This window comes from Arthrobacter sp. FW305-BF8 (genome assembly GCF_021789315.1).
In the GTDB taxonomy this organism is placed as follows: Bacteria; Actinomycetota; Actinomycetes; order Actinomycetales; family Micrococcaceae; genus Arthrobacter.
This window is the reverse complement of record NZ_CP084561.1, coordinates 807,946-831,546: the sequence shown is the minus strand read 5'-3', so window position 1 is coordinate 831,546 and position 23,601 is coordinate 807,946. Positions and strand designations below refer to the sequence as shown.

The 23,601-nt window shown below is 67.1% G+C and carries 19 protein-coding genes, 1 tRNA gene and 1 riboswitch; of the genes, 14 read left to right on the top strand and 6 right to left on the bottom strand.

The features are described 5' to 3' along the window. Positions 1–260 precede the first annotated feature (260 nt). On the top strand, positions 261–1,736 hold the full coding sequence (locus LFT45_RS03820; protein ID WP_236806764.1) for an MFS transporter: 1,476 nt from the start codon (positions 261–263) through the stop codon (positions 1,734–1,736). Here the strand turns inward: LFT45_RS03820 and LFT45_RS03815 are convergent. Continuing rightward, positions 1,681–3,894, bottom strand: coding sequence for a RecQ family ATP-dependent DNA helicase (locus LFT45_RS03815; protein ID WP_236806762.1), 2,214 nt, complete (start codon positions 3,892–3,894; stop codon positions 1,681–1,683). The two genes, LFT45_RS03820 and LFT45_RS03815, sit on opposite strands and share 56 nt — an antisense overlap. 128 nt (positions 3,895–4,022) lie before the next feature. Here LFT45_RS03815 and LFT45_RS03810 point away from each other — a divergent pair, with 128 nt between their 5' ends. The 4 genes from LFT45_RS03810 to LFT45_RS03795 all read left to right on the top strand — a co-directional run bounded on the left by LFT45_RS03810 (position 4,023) and on the right by LFT45_RS03795 (position 7,815). Beyond that, positions 4,023–5,441: a phosphomannomutase/phosphoglucomutase gene (locus LFT45_RS03810; RefSeq protein ID WP_236806760.1), complete on the top strand. Its 1,419-nt coding sequence runs from the start codon at positions 4,023–4,025 to the stop codon at positions 5,439–5,441. A gap of 8 nt (positions 5,442–5,449) precedes the next feature. Further along, positions 5,450–5,929 carry a hypothetical protein gene (locus LFT45_RS03805; RefSeq protein WP_236806758.1) on the top strand — a complete coding sequence of 160 codons (480 nt, stop codon included), beginning with the start codon at positions 5,450–5,452 and terminating at the stop codon, positions 5,927–5,929. A gap of 101 nt (positions 5,930–6,030) precedes the next feature. Next, positions 6,031–6,480, top strand: coding sequence for an RrF2 family transcriptional regulator (locus tag LFT45_RS03800; RefSeq protein WP_236806756.1), 450 nt, complete (start codon positions 6,031–6,033; stop codon positions 6,478–6,480). 174 nt (positions 6,481–6,654) lie between these two features. Further along, entirely contained in the window at positions 6,655–7,815 is a 1,161-nt protein-coding gene (locus tag LFT45_RS03795; RefSeq protein ID WP_236806754.1) for a globin domain-containing protein, read from the top strand. 139 nt (positions 7,816–7,954) lie between these two features. Here the strand turns inward: LFT45_RS03795 and LFT45_RS03790 are convergent, their stop codons facing one another. Further along, on the bottom strand, positions 7,955–9,781 hold the full coding sequence (locus LFT45_RS03790; RefSeq protein WP_236806752.1) for a phosphoenolpyruvate carboxykinase (GTP): 1,827 nt from the start codon (positions 9,779–9,781) through the stop codon (positions 7,955–7,957). Between the two features lie 278 nt (positions 9,782–10,059). Between LFT45_RS03790 and LFT45_RS03785 the strand changes: the two genes are divergently transcribed. Then, positions 10,060–10,133: transfer RNA gene (locus LFT45_RS03785), tRNA-Arg, on the top strand. Between the two features lie 75 nt (positions 10,134–10,208). On the opposite strand, the gene LFT45_RS03780 is transcribed toward LFT45_RS03785, so the two are convergent. Then, positions 10,209–10,937, bottom strand: coding sequence for a FadR/GntR family transcriptional regulator (locus LFT45_RS03780; protein WP_236806750.1), 729 nt, complete (start codon positions 10,935–10,937; stop codon positions 10,209–10,211). 130 nt (positions 10,938–11,067) lie between these two features. Here LFT45_RS03780 and LFT45_RS03775 point away from each other — a divergent pair, with 130 nt between their 5' ends. The 5 genes from LFT45_RS03775 (at position 11,068) to LFT45_RS03755 (ending at position 16,690) form a co-directional block, all read left to right on the top strand. Further along, complete coding sequence (locus LFT45_RS03775; protein WP_236806748.1) at positions 11,068–12,525, top strand: dihydrolipoyl dehydrogenase family protein; 1,458 nt, start codon at positions 11,068–11,070, stop codon at positions 12,523–12,525. A 67-nt stretch (positions 12,526–12,592) separates the two neighbouring features. Next, positions 12,593–13,339: an ABC transporter ATP-binding protein gene (locus tag LFT45_RS03770; RefSeq protein WP_236806746.1), complete on the top strand. Its 747-nt coding sequence runs from the start codon at positions 12,593–12,595 to the stop codon at positions 13,337–13,339. Continuing rightward, entirely contained in the window at positions 13,336–15,372 is a 2,037-nt protein-coding gene (locus LFT45_RS03765; RefSeq protein WP_236806744.1) for a YhgE/Pip family protein, read from the top strand. The genes LFT45_RS03770 and LFT45_RS03765 overlap by 4 nt, the downstream gene beginning before the upstream one ends. Continuing rightward, positions 15,369–16,019 (top strand): TetR/AcrR family transcriptional regulator, encoded by a 651-nt coding sequence (locus tag LFT45_RS03760; protein WP_236806742.1) that lies wholly within the window; start codon positions 15,369–15,371, stop codon positions 16,017–16,019. Before LFT45_RS03765 ends, LFT45_RS03760 begins: the two co-directional genes overlap by 4 nt. A gap of 8 nt (positions 16,020–16,027) precedes the next feature. Next, positions 16,028–16,690: a hypothetical protein gene (locus LFT45_RS03755; protein WP_236806740.1), complete on the top strand. Its 663-nt coding sequence runs from the start codon at positions 16,028–16,030 to the stop codon at positions 16,688–16,690. Between the two features lie 64 nt (positions 16,691–16,754). Here LFT45_RS03755 and LFT45_RS03750 read toward each other — a convergent pair whose 3' ends face one another. The 3 genes from LFT45_RS03750 to LFT45_RS03740 form a co-directional block, all read right to left on the bottom strand. Further along, the gene (locus LFT45_RS03750) at positions 16,755–17,282 is read right to left on the bottom strand and encodes a SixA phosphatase family protein (protein ID WP_236806732.1); all 528 of its coding nucleotides are present in this window, start codon (positions 17,280–17,282) and stop codon (positions 16,755–16,757) included. Positions 17,283–17,323: 41 nt separating this feature from the next. Continuing rightward, complete coding sequence (locus LFT45_RS03745) at positions 17,324–18,199, bottom strand: winged helix-turn-helix domain-containing protein (RefSeq protein ID WP_236806730.1); 876 nt, start codon at positions 18,197–18,199, stop codon at positions 17,324–17,326. A gap of 598 nt (positions 18,200–18,797) precedes the next feature. Next, positions 18,798–19,532 (bottom strand): hypothetical protein, encoded by a 735-nt coding sequence (locus tag LFT45_RS03740; RefSeq protein WP_236806728.1) that lies wholly within the window; start codon positions 19,530–19,532, stop codon positions 18,798–18,800. A gap of 312 nt (positions 19,533–19,844) precedes the next feature. On the opposite strand from LFT45_RS03740, the gene LFT45_RS03735 reads away from it, so the two are divergent. The 3 genes from LFT45_RS03735 to LFT45_RS03725 all read left to right on the top strand — a co-directional run bounded on the left by LFT45_RS03735 (position 19,845) and on the right by LFT45_RS03725 (position 23,335). Further along, a complete protein-coding gene (locus tag LFT45_RS03735) occupies positions 19,845–20,585 on the top strand; it encodes a response regulator transcription factor (protein WP_102972689.1) in 741 nt (246 codons plus the stop codon). A gap of 3 nt (positions 20,586–20,588) precedes the next feature. Beyond that, a complete protein-coding gene (locus tag LFT45_RS03730) occupies positions 20,589–22,202 on the top strand; it encodes a HAMP domain-containing sensor histidine kinase (RefSeq protein ID WP_236806726.1) in 1,614 nt (537 codons plus the stop codon). A gap of 104 nt (positions 22,203–22,306) precedes the next feature. Next, positions 22,307–22,462, top strand: a riboswitch (cyclic di-AMP (ydaO/yuaA leader). A 3-nt stretch (positions 22,463–22,465) separates the two neighbouring features. Then, the gene (locus LFT45_RS03725; protein WP_236806724.1) at positions 22,466–23,335 is read left to right on the top strand and encodes a hypothetical protein; all 870 of its coding nucleotides are present in this window, start codon (positions 22,466–22,468) and stop codon (positions 23,333–23,335) included. Positions 23,336–23,601 lie beyond the last annotated feature (266 nt).

Here is a 23,601-nt window from a genome sequence, read left to right as displayed (position 1 = left end):
CATGCTCAGCCTGTACCGGGTATGAACTATGTCCCGACTCACCGGCGAAGCGTCAGCTGGGAACAATGTCCCGACTCATGTGAGAACTATGTCGTGAAACTACACACCCCCGTCTCCGCGTTTGGCCCCGGTCCTTGGACCGGGGCCGTTTGCGTTTCCGGGCCCCTTCCCTGCCGCGTGGCCGCCAGACCTGCGGCCGCGGCCGTCCGAGTGCCGGACCAGCAAGGCACAAAACCGCATGCCGGTGTCAGGATGATTGCATGAACAAGCTTTCTGCCAGCGAGGCCTGGAGCCCCAGGCTGGCCCTGCTGGTGGCGGCCACGTTCTTCATGGAGTTCCTCGACGGGACGGTCCTGACCACCGCCATCCCAAGCATCGCCGGGGACTTCGGGGTGCCGTCGGCCAGCGTGAACATCACCATGACCGCCTACCTGATGACGGTGGCCATGGGCATCCCGCTGAGCGGCTGGTTGGCGGAGCGCCTCGGGGCCCGGCGGATTTTTTGCCTGGCCATCGCTGTCTTTACCCTGGCGTCGCTGCTGTGCGCCGCCAGCCAGGACCTTACGATGCTGACCGTCAGCCGCGTCCTGCAGGGCCTGGGCGGGGCGATGATGGTGCCGGTGGGTACGCTGCTGGTGCTTCGCGGAACGCCGAAATCTGATCTGCTGCGCGCCACCGCCTACCTCGTCTGGCCGGGGCTGCTGGCGCCGGTCCTCGCACCACTCGTGGGCGGCGCCCTGACCACCTACCTGTCCTGGCACTGGATCTTCCTGATCAACCTGCCGCTCGGCGCCGCGGCCTTCCTCGCCGCCCTGCGCCTGGTTCCCGCCGTTGCCGGCGACCGGACCCGCCGGCTGGACTGGCTTGGGCTTGCCCTCACCACGGCCGGCGTGGGCGCGCTGGTGGCGGGCCTTGAACTGGCCAGCGGCCACCCCGGCGGCTTTTGGACCTGGCCCAGCATTCTGGCCGGGGTTCTCGCGCTGGCAGCGGCGGTCTTCTGGATGCGACGCGCGGCCCACCCGTTGTTTGATCTGACGGTGTTCGCCACCCGCACCTTCCGGGCCACCAACTCGGGCGGCTTCATCTACCGGCTGACCATCAGTGCCGTGCCGTTCCTCTTGCCGCTGATGTTCCAGAACGGATTCGGATGGAGCCCCCTGCACGCGGGCATCATGGTGGCCGCCGTGTTCATCGGGAACATCGGCATCAAACCCGCCACGACGCCGCTCATCAGGCGCTTCGGGTTCAAGCCGGTTCTGGTGTTCGCTTCCCTGGCGTCGGCTGCCACCTTCGCCCTTTGCGCGCTGCTGACCCCGGCCACACCGGAACCACTGGTGTTCGCGCTCCTGGTGTTTAGCGGGGCGTTCCGGTCCATCGGCTTCTCCGCGTACGCATCTGTCCAGTACGCAGACATCGTGCCGGGGCAGCTGACGTCGGCCAATGCTGTCTCGGCGACGCTTGTGCAGCTGGCCACGGGGGCCGGCATCGCGGTAGGCGCCCTGCTGCTGCGCCTCTTCGAGCCGGACTCCCTGGTCTCGTCCGGGCTTGGCGCCATCTTGTCAGCCGGACCGGACGGCAGCGGCGTGGCCGCATACCGTGGCGCGTTCCTGTCGATTGCGGTGCTGATGCTCCTCAGCACCGCCGACAGCCTTATGCTGCACCGGCACGCGGGGGCCGAGGTCAGCCGGCCTGGGCCAGTGCCAGCGGAAGCACCGCGCCCGCACCGGCCCGCCTGAGTGCGCGTCCCGCGACGGTGACGGTCCACCGGCTGTCCACGAGGTCGTCGACGAGCATCACGCTGCCGCCGCCGAGGCCAGCGAGCTCTGCCGCCAGCGACTCCCCCACCACGAGGCGGTCCCACACACCGGCCAGCCGGTAGGCGCTGTTGCCGCCGCGTCCGCCGGTGGGCCCGCCGTGCTCGAGCTGCAGCTGGCCGATGTACGGGATGCGGCCAATCTGGGAGATGCCACGGGCCAGGGAATCCACGAGTTCGGGCCTGCTGCGCGAGGGGATGCTGACGATCGCCGCGGGCCTGCCTGCGCCGCTCCAGCCCGGGATCCGGGAATCACCGGTGCCCCATTCGCGGAGCACCTGGACACAGGCCTGCAGCATGCCGGGATCGACGGCGCGGTCCGGAGCCCCGGCCGCGAAAAGTTCCCGCAGCGCCCCGCCCCAGCCGAGGTCCGTCAGCCTGGCAAGGACCCGGCCGTCCGCGACGTTCTCGTCAGGTTTGATCTTCCCCTTCACCGGAACCCCGAGGCGGTCCATTCCGCTGGGCCACTGGAGCCGGGACTCGAGCACGATGCCCGCACGGCTGAGGGTCTGCCCGGCAGCCTCCGTGGCGGTGGACGCCACCTCCGAGGGGAACCACCTCCCTGCGCAGTTGTCGCAGCGGCCGCAGGCGGCAGCGGTCTCGTCATCCAGGACGGAGGTGATGTACTCCATCCGGCAGCCGGCGGTGTCCTGGTAGATGACCATGGAGTCCTGCTCGTCCACCCGGGCCTCCGCGATGCGGCGGTACCGCTCGGCGTCGTACATCCAGGGCATTCCGGTGGAGCGCCAGCCGCCGCCCACCCGTTCCACGGCACCGTCCACGGCGAGGACCTTCAGCAGGAGTTCCAGCGGCGTGCGGCGCAGGTCCACCCTGGCTTCCAGAGCCACGGTGGACACGGCCGAGCCCGCCTCCGCCAGCGCGGTCAGCACAGCCGTGGCCTTCTCCTCGGAGGGCATGGAGGCGGTGGCAAAGTACTGCCAGATTTCGCGGTCCTCGGACCCTGGCAGGAGCAGGACGTCTGCATTGGCGGCGCCACGGCCTGCCCTGCCCACCTGCTGGTAGTAGGCGACCGGGGACGACGGTGCGCCGAGGTGCACCACGAAACCGAGGTCCGGCTTGTCGAAGCCCATCCCCAGCGCGGAGGTGGCCACCAGTGCCTTGACCTGGTTGTCTTTGAGGAGCTGCTCCGCCCTCTCCCGGTCTGCAGGGTCGGTGCGGCCTGTATAGGCCAGCACCTCGTGGCCTGCCTCCGCGAGCAGCCTGGCGGTGTCCTCGGCGGCGGAAACCGTCAGGGTGTAAATGATCCCGCTGCCCTGCAGATCGGCCAGGTGCGTCAGCAGCCAGCCCAGACGCTCGCGCGAGTCGGGCAGGGCCAGGACCCCGAGCCGCAGCGACTCCCTGCCCAGTGCGCCACGGATGGTCAGCACGCCGTCGCCCAGCTGTTCCTCGATGTCGTGGACCACCCTGGAGTTGGCGGTGGCTGTGGTGGCCAGTACGGGCACGGTGTCCGGCAGCTCGGCGATGAGGTCGGCAATGCGACGATAGTCAGGCCGGAAGTCGTGGCCCCAGTCTGAGATGCAGTGGGCCTCGTCAATAACCAGCAGCCCCGTGCGCCGGATGAGTTCGGGCAGCTGGTTTTCGCGGAACGAAGGGTTGGTGAGCCGCTCGGGGGACACCAGCAGGACATCCACCTGGTCGGCAGCAAGCTGCTCCCGCACCGTATCCCACTCCAGCTGGTTGGCGGAGTTGATGGCCACGGCCCGGACACCTGCCCGCGCGGCGGCAGCCACCTGGTCCCGCATCAGGGCCAGCAGCGGCGAGACGATCAGGGTGGGCCCCGCCCCGCGCCGCCGGAGCAGCAGGGACGCCACGAAGTAAACGGCGGACTTTCCCCATCCCGTCCGCTGCACCACGAGCGTCCGGCGGCCGCCGTCAACCAGCGCCTCGATGGCCTCGAACTGGCCGTCGTGGAAGTCGGCATCCGGCCGGCCGACCAGCTCGCGCAGCACGGACAGGGCCTGGCCCCGGGTCCCAGTGACCGCTTCCTGGTCCCGTCCGGCGCCGGTACCGGAGGGGCCGGGGGCAGAAGCAAGGACAGGAGCGTGCTGGTTATTTGCCATTGATTCAGTATCCCAGCCGCCTCTGACACGCCAAACCCAGCGCACCCGCCATGTGGACAACAGCCGGCCCGCGCTTCTGTGACATCCACTTCACGGGCCGCCGCGCGCGTGCCCGTAAGATAAGTGCCGTGACTAGCGACCAGACCCGTACTTTTGACCTTTCGGCCTCGTTCAAGGCGTATGACGTCCGCGGCATCGTGGGCGAATCCATCACCGCTGAAATCGTCGAAGCCGTAGGCGCAGCGTTCGTTGACGTGCTTGGCCTTGAGGGACAGACGGTCCTGGTCGGCGGTGACATGCGCCCCTCCTCCCCCGAGTTCAGCAAGGCGTTCGCCAGCGGCGCCGCCACCCGCGGAGCCAACGTCCAGCTGCTGGACCTGATCTCCACGGACGAGCTGTACTACGCGTGCGGAGCCCTGAACGCCGCAGGCGCCACGTTCACCGCTAGCCACAACCCCGCCGCATACAACGGCATCAAGATGGCCAAGGCGGGCGCCGTCCCCATCTCCTCCGAAACCGGCCTCAAGGAGATCCAGGCACTCGCCGAGCAGTACCTGAACACCGGTTCCATCCCCGCTGCCGAAACGCAGGGCCAGATCGGTGTCCGGGACGTGCTGAAGGACTACGCCGAGTACCTGCGCACGCTGGTTGACCTCTCCGGCTCGCGCCCCCTCAAGGTGGTGGTGGACGCCGGCAACGGCATGGCCGGACTCACTACGCCCGCCGTCCTGGGGGACACTCTGCTGCCGAAGCTGCCCTTCGACATTGTTCCGCTCTACTTCGAACTGGACGGCTCCTTCCCGAACCACCCGGCCAACCCCCTGGAGCCGGAAAACCTGCGCGACCTGCAGGCCGCCGTCGTCGAACACGGCGCGGACATCGGCCTGGCGTTCGACGGCGACGCCGACCGCTGCTTCGTCATCGACGAAAAGGGTGAGCCGGTCTCGCCGTCGGCCATCACCGGCATGGTGGCCCGCCGCGAAATCGCCCGCGCCAAGGCGCAGGGCGAGACCAATCCCACCATCATCCACAACCTCCTGACCTCCCGCGCGGTGCCGGAACTCGTCACCGAAGACGGCGGCCGGGCGGTTCGCACCCGGGTGGGCCACTCCTTCATCAAGGCCGTCATGGCAGAGGAAGGCGCCATCTTCGGCGGGGAGCACTCCGCCCACTTCTACTTCCGTGACTTCTGGAACGCGGACACCGGCATGCTTGCCGCCATGCACGTGCTGGCCGCCCTCGGCGAACAGGACGGCCCGCTGTCGGAGCTCGGCCGCGAGTACGAACCCTACGTGTCCTCCGGGGAAATCAACTCGGAAATCGAGGACAAGGCCGGCGCCGTGGAGCGTGTCCGGGTAGATTTCGAGGCCGAGGACGTGGCCGTGGACCACCTGGACGGCAGCACCTTCACCGCCGCAGACGGCAGCTTCTGGTTCAACCTGCGCCCCTCCAACACCGAACCGTACCTGCGGCTGAACGCCGAAGCCACGGACCGGGCCACGATGGAGCGGGTGCGCGACCGCGTGCTGGCCCTGGTCCGCAGCTAGGGGTCCTCGTGGCATCACCCGACCCGACCCCGGCCCAGCCATCGTGGCGCGCATCCGTGCCGGAGGCCACGGCCACGGATCTGGAAAACCTTCTGGGCACCGGAATGGCGGCGGCCCAGGAGCAGCTTGAGCGCAGCGGCGGGTTCCTGCCGTTCGCCCTCGTGGTGGAGAACGACGGCGACGTCCGCCTCGTCGCCGTTTCACCGGAAGATCCGGATGCCGACGGGGACAGCGAGTTCGACGCCGACGCGATGATCCGCGACATCACGGAACTTTTGCGCCAGCACCGGGACGAATTCCGCGCCGCCGCCATCGTCTGCGACATCACCCTGGTCGAGGAGGACTCGGACGCCATCCACGTGGCCACCGAGCACCGGGACGGCGCGGTGTTCGCGGCCGTCCTGCCGTACTCCCCCACCGAGGGCAGCGAGTGGGAGTTCGGCGACCTTGCCGCCGACTCCAACGAGCCTGTCATTTGGGCGGACTAGACCGGGCGCAACGGCGAATTCCGCCGGTCACCGGGTGCGCACAGCCACCCGCTAGGCGCCGGTCGGAACGTCGATTTGCCCAGGTCATTTAGGCTAGAAGCATGAAAATCAACGCCTTCGCGGACGTCAGCCTGCGCGCCCTCATGGTGCTCGCTGCAGCGCCCGAGGGCGGCCTGCTCACCACCCAGAACGTCGCGGACGCCGTCGGAACCCCTTACAACCACGTCAGCAAGGCCGTGGCGAAGCTGCGCATGCTCGGGCTCATTGACGTGGAGCGTGGCCGGAACGGAGGCTCGCGACTCAGCGCGGCCGGCCGCCGCGTCACCGTGGGCCAGGTCCTGCGGCAGCTGGACACCCGCGAGGACGCCGCCGAGTGCATTGGCCCGGCCGGCAGCTGCCCGCTCATCAACGAATGCCGTCTCCGCGGCGCCATGGCCCGCGCCCGCGAGGCCTTTTACCGCGAGCTCGACGACGTCGTGGTGGCCGAACTGCCCACCTCACGGCAGATGACACCCGTCTTCGAGGCCATCGGACTGCGCCCCGGCGCCTAGCCGCCCCACCGCTTCAGGCCCCCCGCCCCCGCCTCGCTGGCGTTCCCTGCTTCGTTTTGGAAAATCACTTCTACGGGGTGTAGAAATAGACATGTAGAAACTCGTATTTCAAATACCAATATCTACAGTTTCCGGTCCGGCCAAAGACCCCGGACCACTAGCTCAGGAGTATCGATGCTCTCGGACAAGTCCCGTCCCGTTATTGAGGCCACACTGCCGCTGGTGGGCTCGCGAATCGGCGAAATCACCCCCAAGTTCTATAGCCGCCTGTTCGCCGCGCACCCGGAACTCCTGGACGGGCTGTTCAGCCGCTCCAACCAGCGCAACGGCAACCAGCAGCAGGCCCTGGCCGGAAGCATCGCCGCGTTCGCGACCCACCTCGTCAACAACCCGGATACCGTGCCGGAAACCGTGCTGTCCCGCATCGCGCACCGCCACGCCTCCTTGGGCATCACCGAGCCGCAGTACCAGGTGGTCTATGAGCACCTGTTCGCAGCCATCGCCGAGGACCTGGCCGAGGTCATCACCCCGGAAATCGCCGAAGCCTGGACCGAGGTGTATTGGCTCATGGCCGATGCCCTGATCAAGCTGGAGAAGGGCCTCTACGCGGCCCAGGCGAACACGAAGATGTGGATGCCCTGGACCGTCGTCGAAAAGACCCCCGCCGGCACGGGATCGATGACATTCACCCTGGCACCTGCGGATGACACAGCGGTCACCGCCGCGCTTCCGGGCCAGTACATCAGCGTCAAAGTCACCCTGCCCGACGGTCTCCGCCAGGTCCGCCAGTACTCGCTCTCCGGCGATGCCGGCACCAGCCGCAGCTTCACCACCAAGATCGACGACGGCGGGGAGGTCTCCCCCGTGCTCCACAACAGCGTGGAGGTCGGGGACGTCATCGAAATCTCCAACCCTTACGGCGAAATCACCCTGAAGGACGGTGATGGCCCTGTGGTTCTCGCCTCCGCCGGTATTGGCTGCACGCCCACCGCCTCGATCCTGCGTTCCCTCGCCGAAACCGGCTCCGACCGCCAGGTGCTGGTCCTGCACGCCGAGAGCACCCTGGACAGCTGGGCACTGCGCTCCCAAATGACGCACGACGTCGAGCGGCTCGGCGGCGCCGACCTCCAGCTCTGGCTGGAGGAACCGCAGGCGGGCACGAAGTCCGGCTTCATGTCCCTGCGCGAGGTGGACCTGCCCGCCAACGCCTCCCTGTACCTGTGCGGCCCGCTGCCGTTCATGAAGAACATCCGCAACGAGGCCATCGAGGCAGGCATTCCCGCAACACGGATCCACTACGAGGTCTTCGGCCCGGACATCTGGCTGGCCGCCTAGCCCCTCCGGCCGGGGAGTTTTTGTCCACTTGACGACTTTAGGTGCGTGTAGCGCCCAATACCTGGACAAAAACTCCAGAACGGACGACGGCGGCCCCGCACCTTTGAAGAAAAAGGTGCGGGGCCGCCGTCGTACTGGTCTAGGCCAGGCGGGCCTTCAGGCCTTCCAGCTCCTGCTGGAGCGCGGCGGGCAGCGAATCGCCGAAGTTGGCGAACCACTCCTCGATCGAGGCGAGCTCGGTCTTCCATTCGTCGGCGTCGACGCGGACGGCGTCCTCCACCTGGGCGGGGGTCATGTCGAGTCCGTCGAGGTCGATAGCGTCGCCGGTCGGGACGAAGCCGATGGGGGTCTCCACGGCGTCGGCCTTGCCTTCGAGCCGCTCGATGGCCCACTTCAGGACGCGGGCGTTGTCCCCGAAGCCGGGCCAGGCGAAGCCACCGTCTGCCGTGCGGCGGAACCAGTTGACCAGGAAGATCTTGGGCAGGCGCTCCGGGTTGGCCTTGGCGGACAGGTTGACCCAGTGGTTCAGGTAGTCGCCGGCGTCGTAGCCGATGAACGGGAGCATGGCCATGGGGTCACGGCGGACCACGCCCACGGCACCGGCCGCAGCAGCGGTGGTTTCGGACGACAGGGTGGAGCCCATGAAGATGCCGTTGGTCCAGTCGCGGGCCTCGGTGACCAGCGGGATGGTGGTCTTGCGGCGGCCGCCGAACAGGATGGCGGACAGTTCCACACCGTTGGGGCTGTGGTACTCCTCGGCCAGCATGTCGATCTGGTCGATCGGGGTGCAGAAGCGCGAGTTCGGGTGGGCTGCCGGCTTGCCGGACTCGGGCGTCCAGGAGTTGCCCTGCCAGTCGGTAAGGTGCGCCGGGGTTTCCTCGGTCATGCCCTCCCACCAGACGCCGCCGTCGTCGGTCAGCGCAACGTTGGTGAAGATGCTGTTGCCCTTGGCGATGGCGCGCATGGCGTTGGGGTTTGTGCCCCAGCCGGTGCCGGGAGCCACACCAAAGAGGCCGGCCTCGGGGTTAACGGCCCGGAGCTCGCCTTCCTTGCCGAACCGCATCCAGGTGATGTCGTCACCCAGGGTCTCGACCTTCCAGCCCTTGATGGTGGGGTCCAGGAGAGCAAGGTTCGTCTTGCCGCAGGCGGACGGGAAGGCAGCCGAGACGTAGTAGGTCTTCTGTTCCGGCGAGGTGAGCTTGAGGATGAGCATGTGCTCGGCGAGCCAGCCCTCGTCGTGGGCCATGACCGAAGCGATGCGCAGGGCGTAGCACTTCTTGCCGAGCAGCGCGTTTCCGCCGTAGCCGGAGCCGAAGGACCAGATGGAGCGCTCTTCGGGGAAGTGCACAATCCACTTGTCAGGGTTGCAGGGCCACGGGACGTCTGCCTGGCCGGCCTCCAGCGGAGCACCCAGGGAGTGCAGGGCCGGAACGAAGAAGGCGTTGGTTTCGGTGATCCGGTTCAGGACGTCCGTGCCGATGCGGGCCATGATGCGCATGGAGGCGACAACGTAGGCGGAGTCGGTGATCTCGACGCCGAACTTGGGGTCCTCGGCGTCGAGGTGGCCCATGACGAACGGGATGACGTACATGGTGCGGCCGCGCATGGAGCCGGAGAACAGCCCGCGCAACTTCTCCTTCATCTCTGCCGGGGCCATCCAGTTGTTGGTGAAGCCTGCGTCGTGCTCCTTTTCCGAGCAGATGAACGTCTGCTCTTCGACGCGGGCCACGTCAGCGGGGTCCGAGAAGGCAGCGAAGGAGTTGGGGAACAGGTCCTGGTTCAGCCGCTTCAGGGTGCCGGCCGCGACGAGTTCGCCGGTGAGGCGGGTGTTTTCTTCCTCGGATCCGTCGACCCAGTGAATCCGGTCAGGCTGGGTGAGCCCAGCGACCTCTTCAACCCATGCCAGCAGACCGGCATGGGTGGTGGGTGCTTTCTCAAGCAGCGGCAGTCGCGCCAAGTGGGCCATTGCAGTTCCCTTCCTCGGGTTCAGTGGTGTGTGCTAAATGCTATTTCTGATGATCTGGACCAATTAGCGGTCAGACATCGGATGTCCTGCCCGCCGCGACTCAACTTCCGCGGAAATTCAGGGAATTTCGATTTAGAAAAGTCGAAATTAGTGACGAAGGTCACATAGACCGGTCTAGTCGTGTAAATTACACGGTTCTCGATTTGGAACTGCGGCCGTCCTCGCGTAAAGTTATTCGAGGTTCGGGGCGAGCGAAAAACTCGCCGGGAACCGGAGATGCGCCCATAGCTCAGCTGGATAGAGCGTCTGTCTACGGAACAGAAGGTCAGGGGTTCGAATCCCTTTGGGCGCACAAAGAGAAGGTCCGCACCGGGAAACCGGTGCGGACCTTCTGCTTTAAGCATGGGTTAGTCCGCAACCGGGCTTCCTATTCGGCAACCGCCTCACGTATCCGCTGGCGGAACCCCTCGAAGTGGTGCGTCAGCTCGCGGGCTGCCCGGGCCCTGTCCCCGGCAGCCACTGCCGAATAGATGTTCCGGTGCACTGCAGCCAGTGCCGGCAGATCCTGCACTCCGGGTCCGACTTCGGCATAGATCTTGCGGTAAACCTTCCAGAAGACGCCGAGCAGGTTCAGCAGGAGTTCATTGTTAAGGGGTTCAAAGAGCCTGCGGTGGAACTCGGCATCGGCTTCCACAAAGGCATCCCCCGCTTCCGCGCTCTCCTCCATCCGGATCACGGACTCCTCGATGGCGGCCAGCTGTTCGGCCGTCATCTCATCCATTGCACTTCCAATGAGCCCCGCCTCCAGCGCGTGCCGGACGTCCACGAGCTGCCGCGCTTCCAGGCCATGGTGGCGCAGCGAGAGCCGCCCGCGGAAAATCAGACCGTCGGCGAGGGATTCGAAATTGCTGGGTGCAACGAACATGCCGAAGCCGTGCCGGATCTCGATGACCCCCAGCGCCTGCAGGACCTTCAGTGACTCCCGCAGGGTGTTCCGGCCCACGCCGAGGGCGAGGCACAGCTCGTTTTCGGTGGGAAGGGCGTCGCCGGGCTCCAGTCCACGGTCGAGGATCAGCTCCATAATGTCCGACTGCAGGGCGCGCAGGCGGGCCTGGGCACCGAAGCGGGCCGGCGGAACCACGTTGGAGGGCTGCATGGAAGGCTCCTTTGCACTGTCCGTACTTTTCCTCACCGTAGCGGATGTCCCATGTCCCCAGAACGGCGGGGTTCATTGTTACGGCAGCGCGTGCCGAAGTCCGCGGCAGGCCTGGGCGTAGGCTTTTGCCATGCCACGTCTTGTTGAACGGGAATTCGATGTCATTGTGATCGGCGCAGGCGCGGCAGGGGAAAATGCCGCGGACCGGGTGGTGCAGGGCGGCCTCACGGCGGTCCTGGTGGAAGCCGAGCTGGTGGGTGGCGAATGCTCCTACTGGGCGTGCATGCCGTCCAAGGCACTGCTGCGCCCGGGCACCGCACTGCACGGGGCCCAGTCAGTTCCAGGCGCCAGCGAGGCCGTGACACGAACCCTTGACGCGGCCGCGGTCCTCAAGCGGCGCGACTCCTTCACGTCCCACTGGCAGGATGCCAGCCAGGTGGAATGGGTGGAGGGCGCAGGCATCGAGCTGATCCGCGGCCGGGCACGCATCACCGGCGAGCGGACAGTGGGGGTAGCCGGGCTGGACGGCGACGATTACGCACTCACGGCGCGTCACGCCGTCGTGCTTGCCAACGGCTCCACGCCCAACCGGCCGCCCGTCGACGGGCTGTCCGACGTTGAGTACTGGGGCACGCGGGAGGCAACTTCGGCAAAGGAAGTCCCCGGACGGCTTGGCGTGTTGGGCGGGGGCGTCGCCGGAACCGAGCTTGCCCAGGCGTTTGCCCGCCTCGGGTCCACGGTCACGCTGGTGGCGCGCAGCGGGCTGCTGCGCAATTTTCCCAATGAGGCCGCGGAACTGGTGGCCGCCGGCCTGCGGGCCGACGGCGTGGAGCTCCGGCTCGACACCAAGACCCGCAGCGTCCGCAGGAACTCGGACGGTTCCCTGACGCTCACGCTCGACGGCGGCGACACCGTTTCGGTGGACAGGCTGCTGGTGTCGACCGGCCGGCGGCCCGCGCTTGAAGGGCTGGGGCTGGACAGTGTGGGGCTGACCGCCGCCGACGGCAAGCCGCTGACCGTCAGCACCGATTCGACCGGCCTCGTAGCGGAAGCATCGGGCAATGACGATGCTCCCTGGCTGTACGCGGTGGGCGATGCAGCAGGCAAGGTGCTGCTGACCCACCAGGGCAAGTACGAGGCCCGGGCCACCGGCGCAGCCATTGCCGCCAGGGCCAAGGGCGAGCTGCGCGGGGAGCCTGGGCCGTGGAGCCGGTACGCGCAGACAGCCGACGAACATGCCATTCCCAACGTGGTGTTCACCGACCCTGAGCTGGCCAACGTCGGCAGGTCGCTGGAGCAGGCCCGCAAGGACGGCTACAACGCATCATCGGTGGAGTTGCCCATCGAAGTCGCCGGCTCCTCCCTGCACGCCCGGAACTACAAGGGCTGGGCGCAGCTGGTGGTGGACGAGGACCGCAAGGTGCTCCTCGGCGCAACGTTCGCGGGGCCCGACGTTGCCGAACTCTTGCACGCGGCGACCATCGCCGTCGTCGGCGAAGTTCCGCTGGACCGACTCTGGCACGCGGTTCCCGCCTACCCCACCATCAGCGAGGTCTGGCTGCGGCTGCTGGAAAAGTACGGCCTCTGATTCCTATTTGAACTGACTAGTCAGTTCAGTTAGGCTTGAAGCAGACAACTTCTGCGAAAGGCTCGCTTTGCTCTGCGCACGACAGCTCACCGTCAAAGGCCGGCGGCTCGACCTCCTGCCGCCGACGTCCCTGCAGGTGGCCCGCGGCGAACTGCTGCTGGTTGCCGGTGACCGCCAGGACCGGCGCACGGCCCTCGCCCTGGTGCTCAGCGGCAGGATGAAGCCCGACGGCGGCACCGCCAGTTGGGACGGCTCGGCAGGGGTCCGGCCGCTGCGCCGCGCCAGCGCACTGGTGGACTCCCCCGGCGTCAACGAACCCGAACAGCACCTGAGCGTCGCGGACCTGGTGACGGAGGATCTGGCCCTGATCCCCCGGCGCTACCGCGGCGCCCTGCTCAGCAAGCCGTGGCTGAAGGTCAACCGCTTCGAGGACGTCGCCGGCCTGTGGACGGAGCAGCTGCCGCCGGCGCGCCACACCGAGCTCCTCACGGCGCTGGCCCTCGCCAACCCCGGGACGGACCTCCTGGTGGTGGACTCCCCTGACCGGCACGGTTCCGATTCTGCCCACTGGCTGCCGCGTCTTACGGAGTTGGCGTACGACGGCGGCCGGCCCCTCGCAGTCGTCGCAACCGTCATGTCCCTCCCGGACGGCTGGACCGGTCCGACTGCGGAAATCGGCAACGCCGCCACCAATCCTTCCGCAGGGAGTTTTTGTCCAGATAATGGCCCCAAAACGCCCCCGAAGTCCGAATATGTGGACAAAAACTCCAGCGTGACCGGCGCCTCCAGCGTGAGCGGTGGGGCGGTCAAGTGACTGTCTTGCGGCTGGCGCGCTCCGAACTCAAGCGCATGACCGGCGGGCTGCTGCCCAAGCTGACCATCTTGGCCCTGGCCCTGGTGCCGCTGCTCTACGGCGCGGTGTACCTCTACGCCAACTGGAATCCGTACGGCAACCTCGACCGGATCGACGCCGCGCTCGTGGTTGAGGACACCGGGGCGGCCACCGGCAGTGGAACCCGGCTGGAGGCCGGGCGGAAGGTGGCGGACAGCCTCCTCGACGGGCACGTGTTCAACTGGCAGACGGTCCCGTCCGCGGCAGAGGCGGACCAAGGCGTCAGCGACGGAAAGTACGCCTTCGCCCTCAGGATCCCGAAGGACTTCTCCGCCAACCTGGCCTCGCCCGGCAGCTTCGATTCGGCGGCCCAGGCCATGCTCAACGTCACCACCAACGACGCCAACAATTACCTGCTGAGCACCATCGTGGACAAGCTGACCACTGCCGTCCATGCGTCGGTGGCCAAGGAAGTCGGCGCGGAGACAGCCAACCAGCTCCTCACAGGGTTCGGCACCATCCACACTCAGATGGTGAAGGCGGCCGACGGCGCCACCCAACTGGCCGACGGCGCCACCCGGGTGCACAAGGGCACCGTGACTCTGCATGAGGGAACCGGGAAGCTGGAAACCGGGGCCGCCGACCTTTACAACGGCCAGGTCAGGCTGCGTGACGGGGCCAACGAACTCTCGGCCGGTGCCGGACAGCTGAGCGGAGGGCTGGCGGAGCTGCGCGACAAGACGGCCGGGCTTCCGGCGGACGCGCAGCGCCTCGCTGACGGTGCCGCGCAAGTTGCGGCAGGAAACGCAGCGCTCAACAGCAAGGTGCAGGACGCCGTCGGGCAGCTCGGGGCAGCAGAAAATGACCTCCGCGGCCGGCTGCAGGAGTCCAGCAGCAAGCTGGTGGCCGCCGGCGTCCTGACCCAGGAACAGGCAGAAAAGGTGCTCGCGGAAGTTGATTCCGCAGCTGCCTCCGGCCCGGTCAGCGACGCCAAAGCGAAGATCCAGGCAGACGCCGCGCAGATCCAGCAGCTTTCCGAGGGATCAGCTGCGGTCAGTGCCGGCGCGGCGCGCCTGGCCGCCGCCGCCCCAGCGCTGACCGGCGGCATCTCGACGGCGTCTGACGGGGCAGAGCGGCTGGCAGCCGGGGCCGCAACGCTGGCAACCGGAGAGCAGATGGCCGTGGACGGTTCCGCCGCCCTCTCGGCGGGCGCCCGGAAGCTCGACGACGGTGCGGCGCAACTGGAAAGCGGAGCGGGCACCGCCGCGGCCGGTGCCGGGAAATTGGCTGACGGTTTGTCCCGGGGAGCCGGCAAGGTCCCCCACCCCGATGACTCGCAGAAGAGCAGCCTCTCGGCCGTGATGTCCGATCCCGTTGCGGTCAGCAACGTCTCGCAGGCAAAGGCCGGCTCCTATGGTGCTGGCCTGGCTCCCTTCTTCATGACCCTGGCCCTGTGGATCGGCATCTTCATGCTGGTCCAGGCCATGCGGCCCATCACCCAGCGCGCCCTGGCTTCCAACGCGCCGGCCTGGAAGATCGCCGTCGGGGGCTGGCTACCGTTCCTGGCGGTGTCCGCCGTGCAGGCGAGCCTGCTCACCGTCGTCGTGAACGTCGGCCTTGGGCTGCATCCTGCCCATCCGTGGCTGATGTGGCTCTTCCTGCTTGCCGCCGCCATGGCGTTCAGCGCCATCATCCAGGGCGTGGTGGCGCTGCTCGGTTCGCCGGGAAAGCTGGTGGTGCTGATCCTGCTCGTGCTGCAGCTGGTCTCCTCCGGTGGCACTTTCCCGTGGCAGACAACACCGGAACCACTGCACGCCGTCCACCGGGTCCTGCCCATGGGTTACGTGGTGGATGGCATGCGGCACCTGGTCTACGGGGCGGACCTGTCCCTGATCCCGGCCACGGTGGCGGGGCTGTTTGGCTACACTTTGCTGGGGATGGCACTTTCGACACTGGCCGTCAGAAAGAACAAGTTGTGGACCCTTAAGACCCTGAAACCGGAGATCGCTGTATGAGCACGCTGGAGGCGGACCAGGAACCCGCTGCACCGAGGAAGCTCCGCCCCGGCCGGACCAACGCCACGAAGCAGAAGCTGTTCGAGGCATCCATGGACCTGATTGGGGAACGCGGCGCAGCAGGTGTGACGGTGGATGAGATCGCCGCTGCGGCCGGGGTGTCCAAGGGGACCGTCTACTACAACTTCGGCAGCAAGTCCGACCTGATCGCCCAGCTCCTGCGGCACGGCGTCGACATCCTCGAGGCCAGGCTGCTCAGCGTCAACGGCGGAACGGCGGACCCCCTGGCCGGCATGGAGGCGATGATCGGCCAGGCCATGGATTTCATGGCCGAGTATCCGTCCTTCGCGAGGCTGTGGGTGGGCGAACAGTGGCGCACTCCGAGCGAATGGCAGGACACTTTCGCCGAGCTCCGGACCAGGCTCCTGCGCGTGATCGGCACGGCAATCGAAAACGTTGCTGCGCAGTACCCGGTGGACGCCACCATTTCCCGGGGAAGCCTGGAAGCGGCCGTGTTTGGCGCCTGCTTTGTGGTGGGGCTGGACCGCCAGACATACAACCCCGAACGGAGCCGTGACCAAAGCGTTGCAGCCATCATGACAATCATGCGCGGCTACGTGCTGAAGGGGCCCGATCCTCAGGGATGATTAGTCCCATGCGTCACATGGGTAACAGCGGAAAGACAGCGATCGGTGCGTTTGCCGCAGCGGCAGGCCTGCTGGTGCTGACGTCCATCACGCTCGAAGAGGCGGCGCTGGTTGCATTCCTCGGCGCGGTGGCCGTGGGGTACGTGGCGTCCGTGGCGGAAGCCTTTGCCCGCCACCGTTACCTTGCCCTCCTGGCGGGCGGGGTGGGAACCAGCCTGTTCATCGGGTGCAGCATCGCCTTCATGCGCACGTGGGGACTCGCCTTCAACCAGGATGCTGCCGCTCTGGGCCGGGCGGTAACCACCCGGGATTCGGACATCTATTTCTATCTGGCGGCAGCCTCGGGATGCCTGACGCTGCTGGTGCTGTTCTGCGCGGCGGTCTGGCCGCCCCGGAGGCGGCCCCAGCGGAAAGAACCCACGCGACCCACCGGTCCAGCCAGGCCCCGGGGTGCGGGTCCCGCCCGGGGTGTGGGTTCTGCCCGGGCTGCCGGAGCACCGGCCCGTCCTGCGGCGAGGCTTCCGGCGGGTGCCCGGCAGCCCGCGCAGCGACCGGTTCAGCAAAAATCTGTTCAACCTGTCCAGCAGGCAGCCCCGCGGAAACCTGCCCAGCGAACGCCGGGCCAGAGAACGCCCGCCCAGCGGTCCGGCGGACGGACGCCCGGCCGATAATTCAGCGGCAACCATGGGGCCGGACCGGCACATCCAAGCCCGTTCCGGGCGCCGGGGCGTGAGGCTAGTGTGCGCGCGGGACCTTGAAGTGCGTGATCTTGGCATCCTGGCCATCAAGCTCCGCCCAGGGCTTCTCGGTCTCCAGCACGGTCAGCCCGCTCGTGGGAAACCGCGTTGCGGCATCCATGTAGGCATCGTGGTTGGAATCCCGCGAGGCGAGGTGCATGGCCAGATCCTGCACGCCGGGCATGTGGGAGATCACCATCAGAGTGGTCACCGTGTCCGGCACGTGGTTGATGACCGCAAGCATGCGCAGTGCGGAGGCGCCGTAGAGGCCGTCCTCAAGTTTCGGCGTCGGAGCCTTCTCACCGAGTTCGCTGCACACCCACGTGCACGTCTGCCGAGTTCGCAGAGCGCTGGAGCACAGGATGAAATCCGGGACGATGTTGTGCTTGAGCAGCCATTTGCCCGCGAGGGGGGCCTCGCGGTGGCCACGCTCCTCCAGGGGACGCTCGTGGTCCGCCACCCCGCCCGGCCAGTCGGCTTTGGCGTGGCGCATAAGGACCAGCCGCTTCTTGTGGTGAGCACTCATGGACTCACCCTACTAGCCGCGGAGGCCGGTGGGCGGAGGTACTAGATCGAGTACTCCGGAGCGGCCCAGACAACGACCTCCGGGTGCTCGTAGAAGCGGTAGCCCTGGCCACGGACGGTACGCACCGTGTTGGCAAGGCGGCCGAGCTTGGAGCGCAGGCGGCGGATGTGGACGTCGATGGTGCGCTCGTTCGGCACCTCTTCGGCGTTCCGCCACAGGCCCTCGAGCAGTTCGTCGCGGCCCACGGTGCGGGTGCCGTTCTCCACGAGGTAGTTGAGCAGTTCGAATTCCTTGAACGTCAGGTTCAGGGACTCACCGTCGAGGTGCACTTCGCGGCGGGCGAGGTCGATCAGGACACCCGACGGGCGGGGATCCTGGGCCGGCTGCACGCGGGCGGTCTCGGTGCGCTGCCGGGCGTTGACGGTGGGGTCGCCGAAGGTGGAACGGACGACGTCGAGCGCCGAACCGGGGGCGCTGGACGGCGCCACAGCGACGGCCGCGTAGCTCTCGGCTCCGGTAACCAGCGACTGGGCATAGGCCCGGATCTCCTGGGCAAGCTTGGCGATCGAGGTGCCGGCGGCAGCCGCGGTTTCCTCGTCAATGCCCATGTACAGGACGAACCCGCGGGCAACGTTTTCATTGGGTACGGCGCGGACCGGTGCGGCGGCGGCCGGGGCCACAAGCGGCGTGGGCGCGGTGATTGGCGCGGCTTCGTCTGCCTGGACGGCGCGCAACTGGCCGTAGGAGTTCGGATTATAGCCCTGGGGTGCGTAACCCGGAGCGGCGGGAACACTGTTTGCCTGGCCACCCGGGGCGAAGGCGGGGCGGGCGCCGAATCCCTGCCGCAGGCCAGATGGCTGGCCTGCCTTGTTGGCGTTACGGACTGAGATGTGGACGTATCCGGATGCAACTGACATGTTTGCTTACCTCAATGTGAATGGCCGTCATCGCGGCTCGAATGCTTGGGTCCCCGCAATGGTTCTGGGGAGGGGCGCCCTACGCTGGGCTGGGGGCGAATGCCTAAAAACTTCGTGGGGTGGTGAAAGTTAGGCGTGCATTCGACAACAGCGCATGTCGGCAGCAGCTGGTGTGCTGGGCCAATGTTCTGCGGCTGCAGGTGCTGTTGAGTTCTTGTTCACATTTGAAAGTGTGCAACGTAACAATGAAAACTTGCAAGTAACAATGGACGGAAGTGTCCGGATGCTGAGACGAACCGCCTGATTGTGTGATAACTCACAGTTTTGCCGTTGACCGATTTTTCGATTTATTTTCTTGACCGGACGGTCGGAAAGCCAGGTCTACAGAATCTTCTTCGATTTTTGCAGTCGAAGTCGCTGAATATTCAATGACATTTCAGTTACCGAAAACCCGCAGCCGCCGTTAGCCGGTTGTCCAGCTATGACGCGCTCCGGAGGAAAATTTTTCCTCCGGGTGCGGTTGGGGCTGTAGTCAAGTTCCTCATACCGACGGCGGCAGCGCCCGGTTCGCCCGGGGCGCCGCGCCGTCGTCCTTGCATCAGCTGGACTGGCCGGTGCCGCTGGTTCCTCCTAGCTGCGTGGCTCCGCCTGATCCGGTGCTCCCGCCAGACAGTGTGCTCCCGCCAGACTCTGTGGTGCCGCTCAGTTGCACGCTCTCCGCCGGAAACGCCGAGCCGTCTTTGCCGGCCACAATCCGCACAGCGGCTCCGGCAACGATGTCGGCCACTGTCAGGTCGCCGGTTGCCGACTCCTGGCGCCGCTGCAGCATGTTGCTCACCACCGTGTCGTCGCTGAGCGTGTACGTGCGGGTGAACCCGTCGGCGCTCTTCACCGTGACCGAACCGGAGGCTACGGTGGAAACGCTGCCGAGCTGCGCCACCTTGGTGACGTACGCCCCGTTCTCCTCGACGACGTACTCCGAATGGACGGCCGCCGAAACGCCGCTGCCCATGCCGCCCAGGCCGTTGGGCGCGAAGTCGTCTCCCTGGCCCGGCACCGTTCCGCCTCCCGGCGCCTGCATGCCCGGACCGCCCAAAGACCCGCCATCCTGCGGCACCCCTCCCTGCGTGCCGCCCTGGCTCAAACCGCCCTGCGTTCCACCTTGCGCCAACCCGCCCTGGGCCCCTGCGGCCGTTCCACTGGCAGCGGCAGCGTTGCTGCCCAAACCGTAAGCGGCGCCTCCTGCGCCAGCGGCCAGAACCGTGGCCGCACCGGCCACGACCAGCCCGCGCTTCATGGTCCAGTGCTTGCCGCCGGCCGCCCAACCTCCCACTTTTCCTGCCGACGGCGGCCCTCCCCAGCCTGGCCGGTATGGGTACCCATCCGGCTGCGGCGCCGGAGGCAGGGGTGTGGTTTCTGGAACAGGTACAGGCTGCTGTCCGCTCATTGCGATCTCCTTAGGGGTTGCGGAAGTGTCCGTTCCAGACTGGAAAGCCTTCCTGTGTTTGGCCTGTGCGGCGCAAGAGCCATGCCTGTGACCTGAAAAATCCGTACGCGGCGCCTTTCAGCTCGCTACGCTGGGATTCACAGCTGGCGCACAGGATTGCCAAAGCGGCGGCTAAACACCAGAACGGAGAGTTGTCACATGGCCACTTCGCACTCCATGACCAACAACCTTCCCCAGCTGACCCACCCTGACGGATCCCCCATCCGTGCGCTCGTGGTCGACGACGAGCCGAGCCTCTCAGAACTAATGAGCATGGGCCTGCGCATGGCCGGCTGGTCGGTGGCCATCGCTGCCGACGGCCCCGAGGCCGTGAAGCTCGCCAAGGAGTTCCGCCCGGATGTGCTGGTGCTTGATGTGATGCTTCCCGGATTCGACGGCGTTGAGCTCCTGGGCAGGATCCGCGCCTTCGCGCCGGAGGTCCCGGCGCTGTTCCTCACCGCCAAGGACGCGGTACAGGACCGGATCGTGGGCCTCGCCGCGGGCGGCGACGACTATGTAACCAAGCCGTTCAGCATGGAGGAAGTCCTGCTGCGCCTGCACCGGCTGGTCCAGCGCTCCGGCGTCGCCGCCATGGACTCCGCCGAGCTGGTGGTGGGCGACCTCGTCCTGAACCTCGACACGCGCGAAGTCACCCGCGCCGGCGACGAGCTGCAGCTGACAGCCACCCAGTTCGAGCTGCTGCGCTACCTCATGGAGAACCCCAAGCGCGTGGTCAGCAAGGCCCAGATCCTGGACCGGGTATGGAACTACGATTTTGGCGGCCAGGCCAACATCGTCGAACTGTACATCTCCTACCTGCGCAAGAAGGTGGATGCCGTGCACCCGCCCATGATCCACACGGTCCGCGGCGCGGGCTACGTCATCAAACCGGCAGAGTAGGCCGTGGCAAAACTTTCCGGAGCCGCGCGCACTCAGCGCCGACGCTGGCTAAAGGCGGACACCTGGCACCTCCGCACACGCCTGGTCCTCGTCGCGATGGCTCTCCTCGTGGCCATCTGCGGCGCGATCGGCCTGTTCAGCTACGCCTCGATGGACTCCTATCTGACCCAGCAATTGGACAAGCAGCTCTCGGATGCGGCCCACCGCTCCAGCGACTTCGGCCGTCCGCCGCTCGGCAATCAAGGGACCAGGCCCGATCCATTGGATGCCCGCGGCCAGAGGGTCGGCACGGTCACGGCGCGAATCGAGAACGGCGCCGTCATCAGTGCCGGTCTCATAGCCGCCGACTCCACCCGCGCCTCGCTGTCACCTTCAGACAACCAGGTCCTCCTGGAGCTCCGCCGCAACGGCGTGCCCGTCGAGCGCACACTGTCCTCAGGCACCTACCGCCTGGTCGCCGCGCAGGCGCCGTACGGGGACGTCATCGTCACCGGGCTCCCCCTCGCGGAAAAGCAGAACACCCTGACGTCCCTCGTGTGGACGATTACCATCGTCTCGCTGGGCGGCCTCGTGCTGATCGGCCTGGCCGGGACGGTCCTCATCCGCCGCACCATGAAACCGCTGGAGCAGCTCTCCGAGGTGGCCACCCAGGTCTCGCGCCTGCCGCTGGACGCCGGTGAGGTGGCACTCGCTGTCCGCGTCCCGCCGTCGAACGCCCATCCCGGAACTGAAGTGGGCAGCGTGGGCCACGCCCTGAACCAGATGCTGGACAACGTGTCCAATGCTTTGGAGGCGCGGCAGGAAAGCGAAATGAAGGTGCGGCAATTCGTGGCAGACGCCTCCCATGAGCTCCGGACGCCGCTCACGGCCATCCGCGGCTACACCGAGCTGATGCGCATGACCGAAAAATTCACTCCGGACGGCCAGCGGTCCCTGGCACGCGTGCAGAGCCAGTCAGAACGCATGACCGCCCTGGTGGAGGATCTTCTGCTGCTGGCGCGGCTCGACGACGGGCAGCCGCTCAAGCTCAGCGACGTGGACCTCACACAGCTCGTGATCGAGACCGTCAGCGACGAAAAGGTCATGGCACCGGACCGGGCGTGGCACCTCGACCTTCCCGAAGAACCTGTGTCCGTTCGGGGCGATGCATCGCAGCTGCACCAGGTGCTGGTCAACCTGCTCTCGAATGCCCGCAAGCACACGCCGCCCGGCACCACGGTGACCACCGGCGTGATGCGGTCGGCTGACGGCAGCGCTGTGATTACGGTCACGGACGACGGCGCCGGCATCCCGCCTGAATTCGTGGACAAGGTCTTCGCTCGCTTTGCCCGCGCAGACGCGTCACGTGTGACCCCGGCGCAGGCGCCCCCGGCACCTGCATCCGCAACGGCGACGGGTTCCATTGCCGGTGCCGCTAGCGCCCAAACAACCCTCCGCACCCCCGAATCGCGGGGGGAAGCCGGGGTTCTGTCGGCCGAGGGAACCAGCGGCCTTGGCCTGTCCATCGTGCAGTCCATCGTGGAGGCACACGGCGGGACAGTGGAGGTCACATCCCGGCCTGGCCGGACGGAATTTGCCGTCCGGCTGCCCATGCAAGGCGCCGCGCCGTCGTCGTGATGTCCGTTACCTAAATGTGACTTAATCAGAAGCCTCCTGTACGGTCGATAGAGTGCGGCCGCCACTAGAGCCGCATCTCCGGATTGACGCCCAGCTCTGCCGCTTCCCGGATTCCGCTAGTTCAGGCAGAGGCGGGGGAACCAGAGTCCCGGGCTTTCCGCATCAGCCCTTGGGGTGAAGCCGACACGTGAATTTTCCGTGCGGCCGGATGACCTCATCCGAACCCGACAGCTAACTCCGCAGGTGTTGAGAGGCAATCAACCATGTCTGAATTCAAGGCACAGGCGCGCCCTGATCGCGCCTCCCAGCAGTCCGACCGCAATATTTCCCGTCACCGTGCAGAGCCGGTTCGGCCTGCGACGGCTTGGGGCCGCCTGACCGGAAGCCTTCCGTCCTTCGGGCGCCGGGCAGCCGTCCTTACCACTGCCGCAGCCGTGCTCGTTGGCGTCGGCGCCGCAGGCCAGGCGGCCGACCAGGCTGCGCCTTCCGCCGCCCCAACGGCAGCGGCCACCGCCGACGCCGGGCAGACCCTGAACTTCGACAAGACGCTAATCTCCGCGCTTCCTGCCCCGTCCGCGGCGTCCATCGCTCCGCAGTCCTCGTCCCAGGCTGCCGCCGCCAAGGCCGCCACTGCGAAGGCTGCCGCTGCCAAGGCGGCCGCCGCAAAGACTGCCGCCGCCAACGCAGCGGCTGCCAAGACCGCCGCCGCTGCCAACGCCGCCGCGGTTGCCAAGGCCAACGCTGCCCAGGCGGCCGCTGCCAAGGCTGCCGCCGCGAAGGCTGCCGCCGTTGCCAAGGCGAAGGCCGCTGCGCCTGTTGCCCTGAATGATCCGGCCGGCGCACAGGCCTACGCGGCCACCAAGCTGGGGTCATACGGCTGGGCCGCAGACCAGATGCAGTGCCTGAAACGGCTCTGGACCAAGGAATCGGAATGGCGCACGACGGCCACCAACGCGAGCAGCGGCGCCTACGGCATCGTCCAGTCCCTGCCCGCCGAGAAGATGGCGACCGCCGGGGCGGACTACCGCACCAACTACCGCACCCAGATCAACTGGGGCCTGGACTACATCCAGGAGCGCTACGGCTCCCCGTGCGGTGCGCTGAACTGGCACCTCGCCCACAACTGGTACTGAGAGTTCCCCGGCCAAGCCAGCCGATGACGAGCACTTTTGCACCGCTTTAGGCTGAACGCCTGAGTGCGAAGGGCCCCGGATCCGCAAGGATTCGGGGCCCTTCTGCGTCCCCCCTCTTCCTGCCGCAGGCAAAGTGGTGCACAAATGCAGCGCGGTGCAGCGAACGCGGCAACCACAGCCGATGCTGGCAGCCGGCGAGCGCCGATGTCACGTCCACAGCCCCCGCACAGCTCGGCCCTAAAACCCTCATAACCCTAGCGGCCACT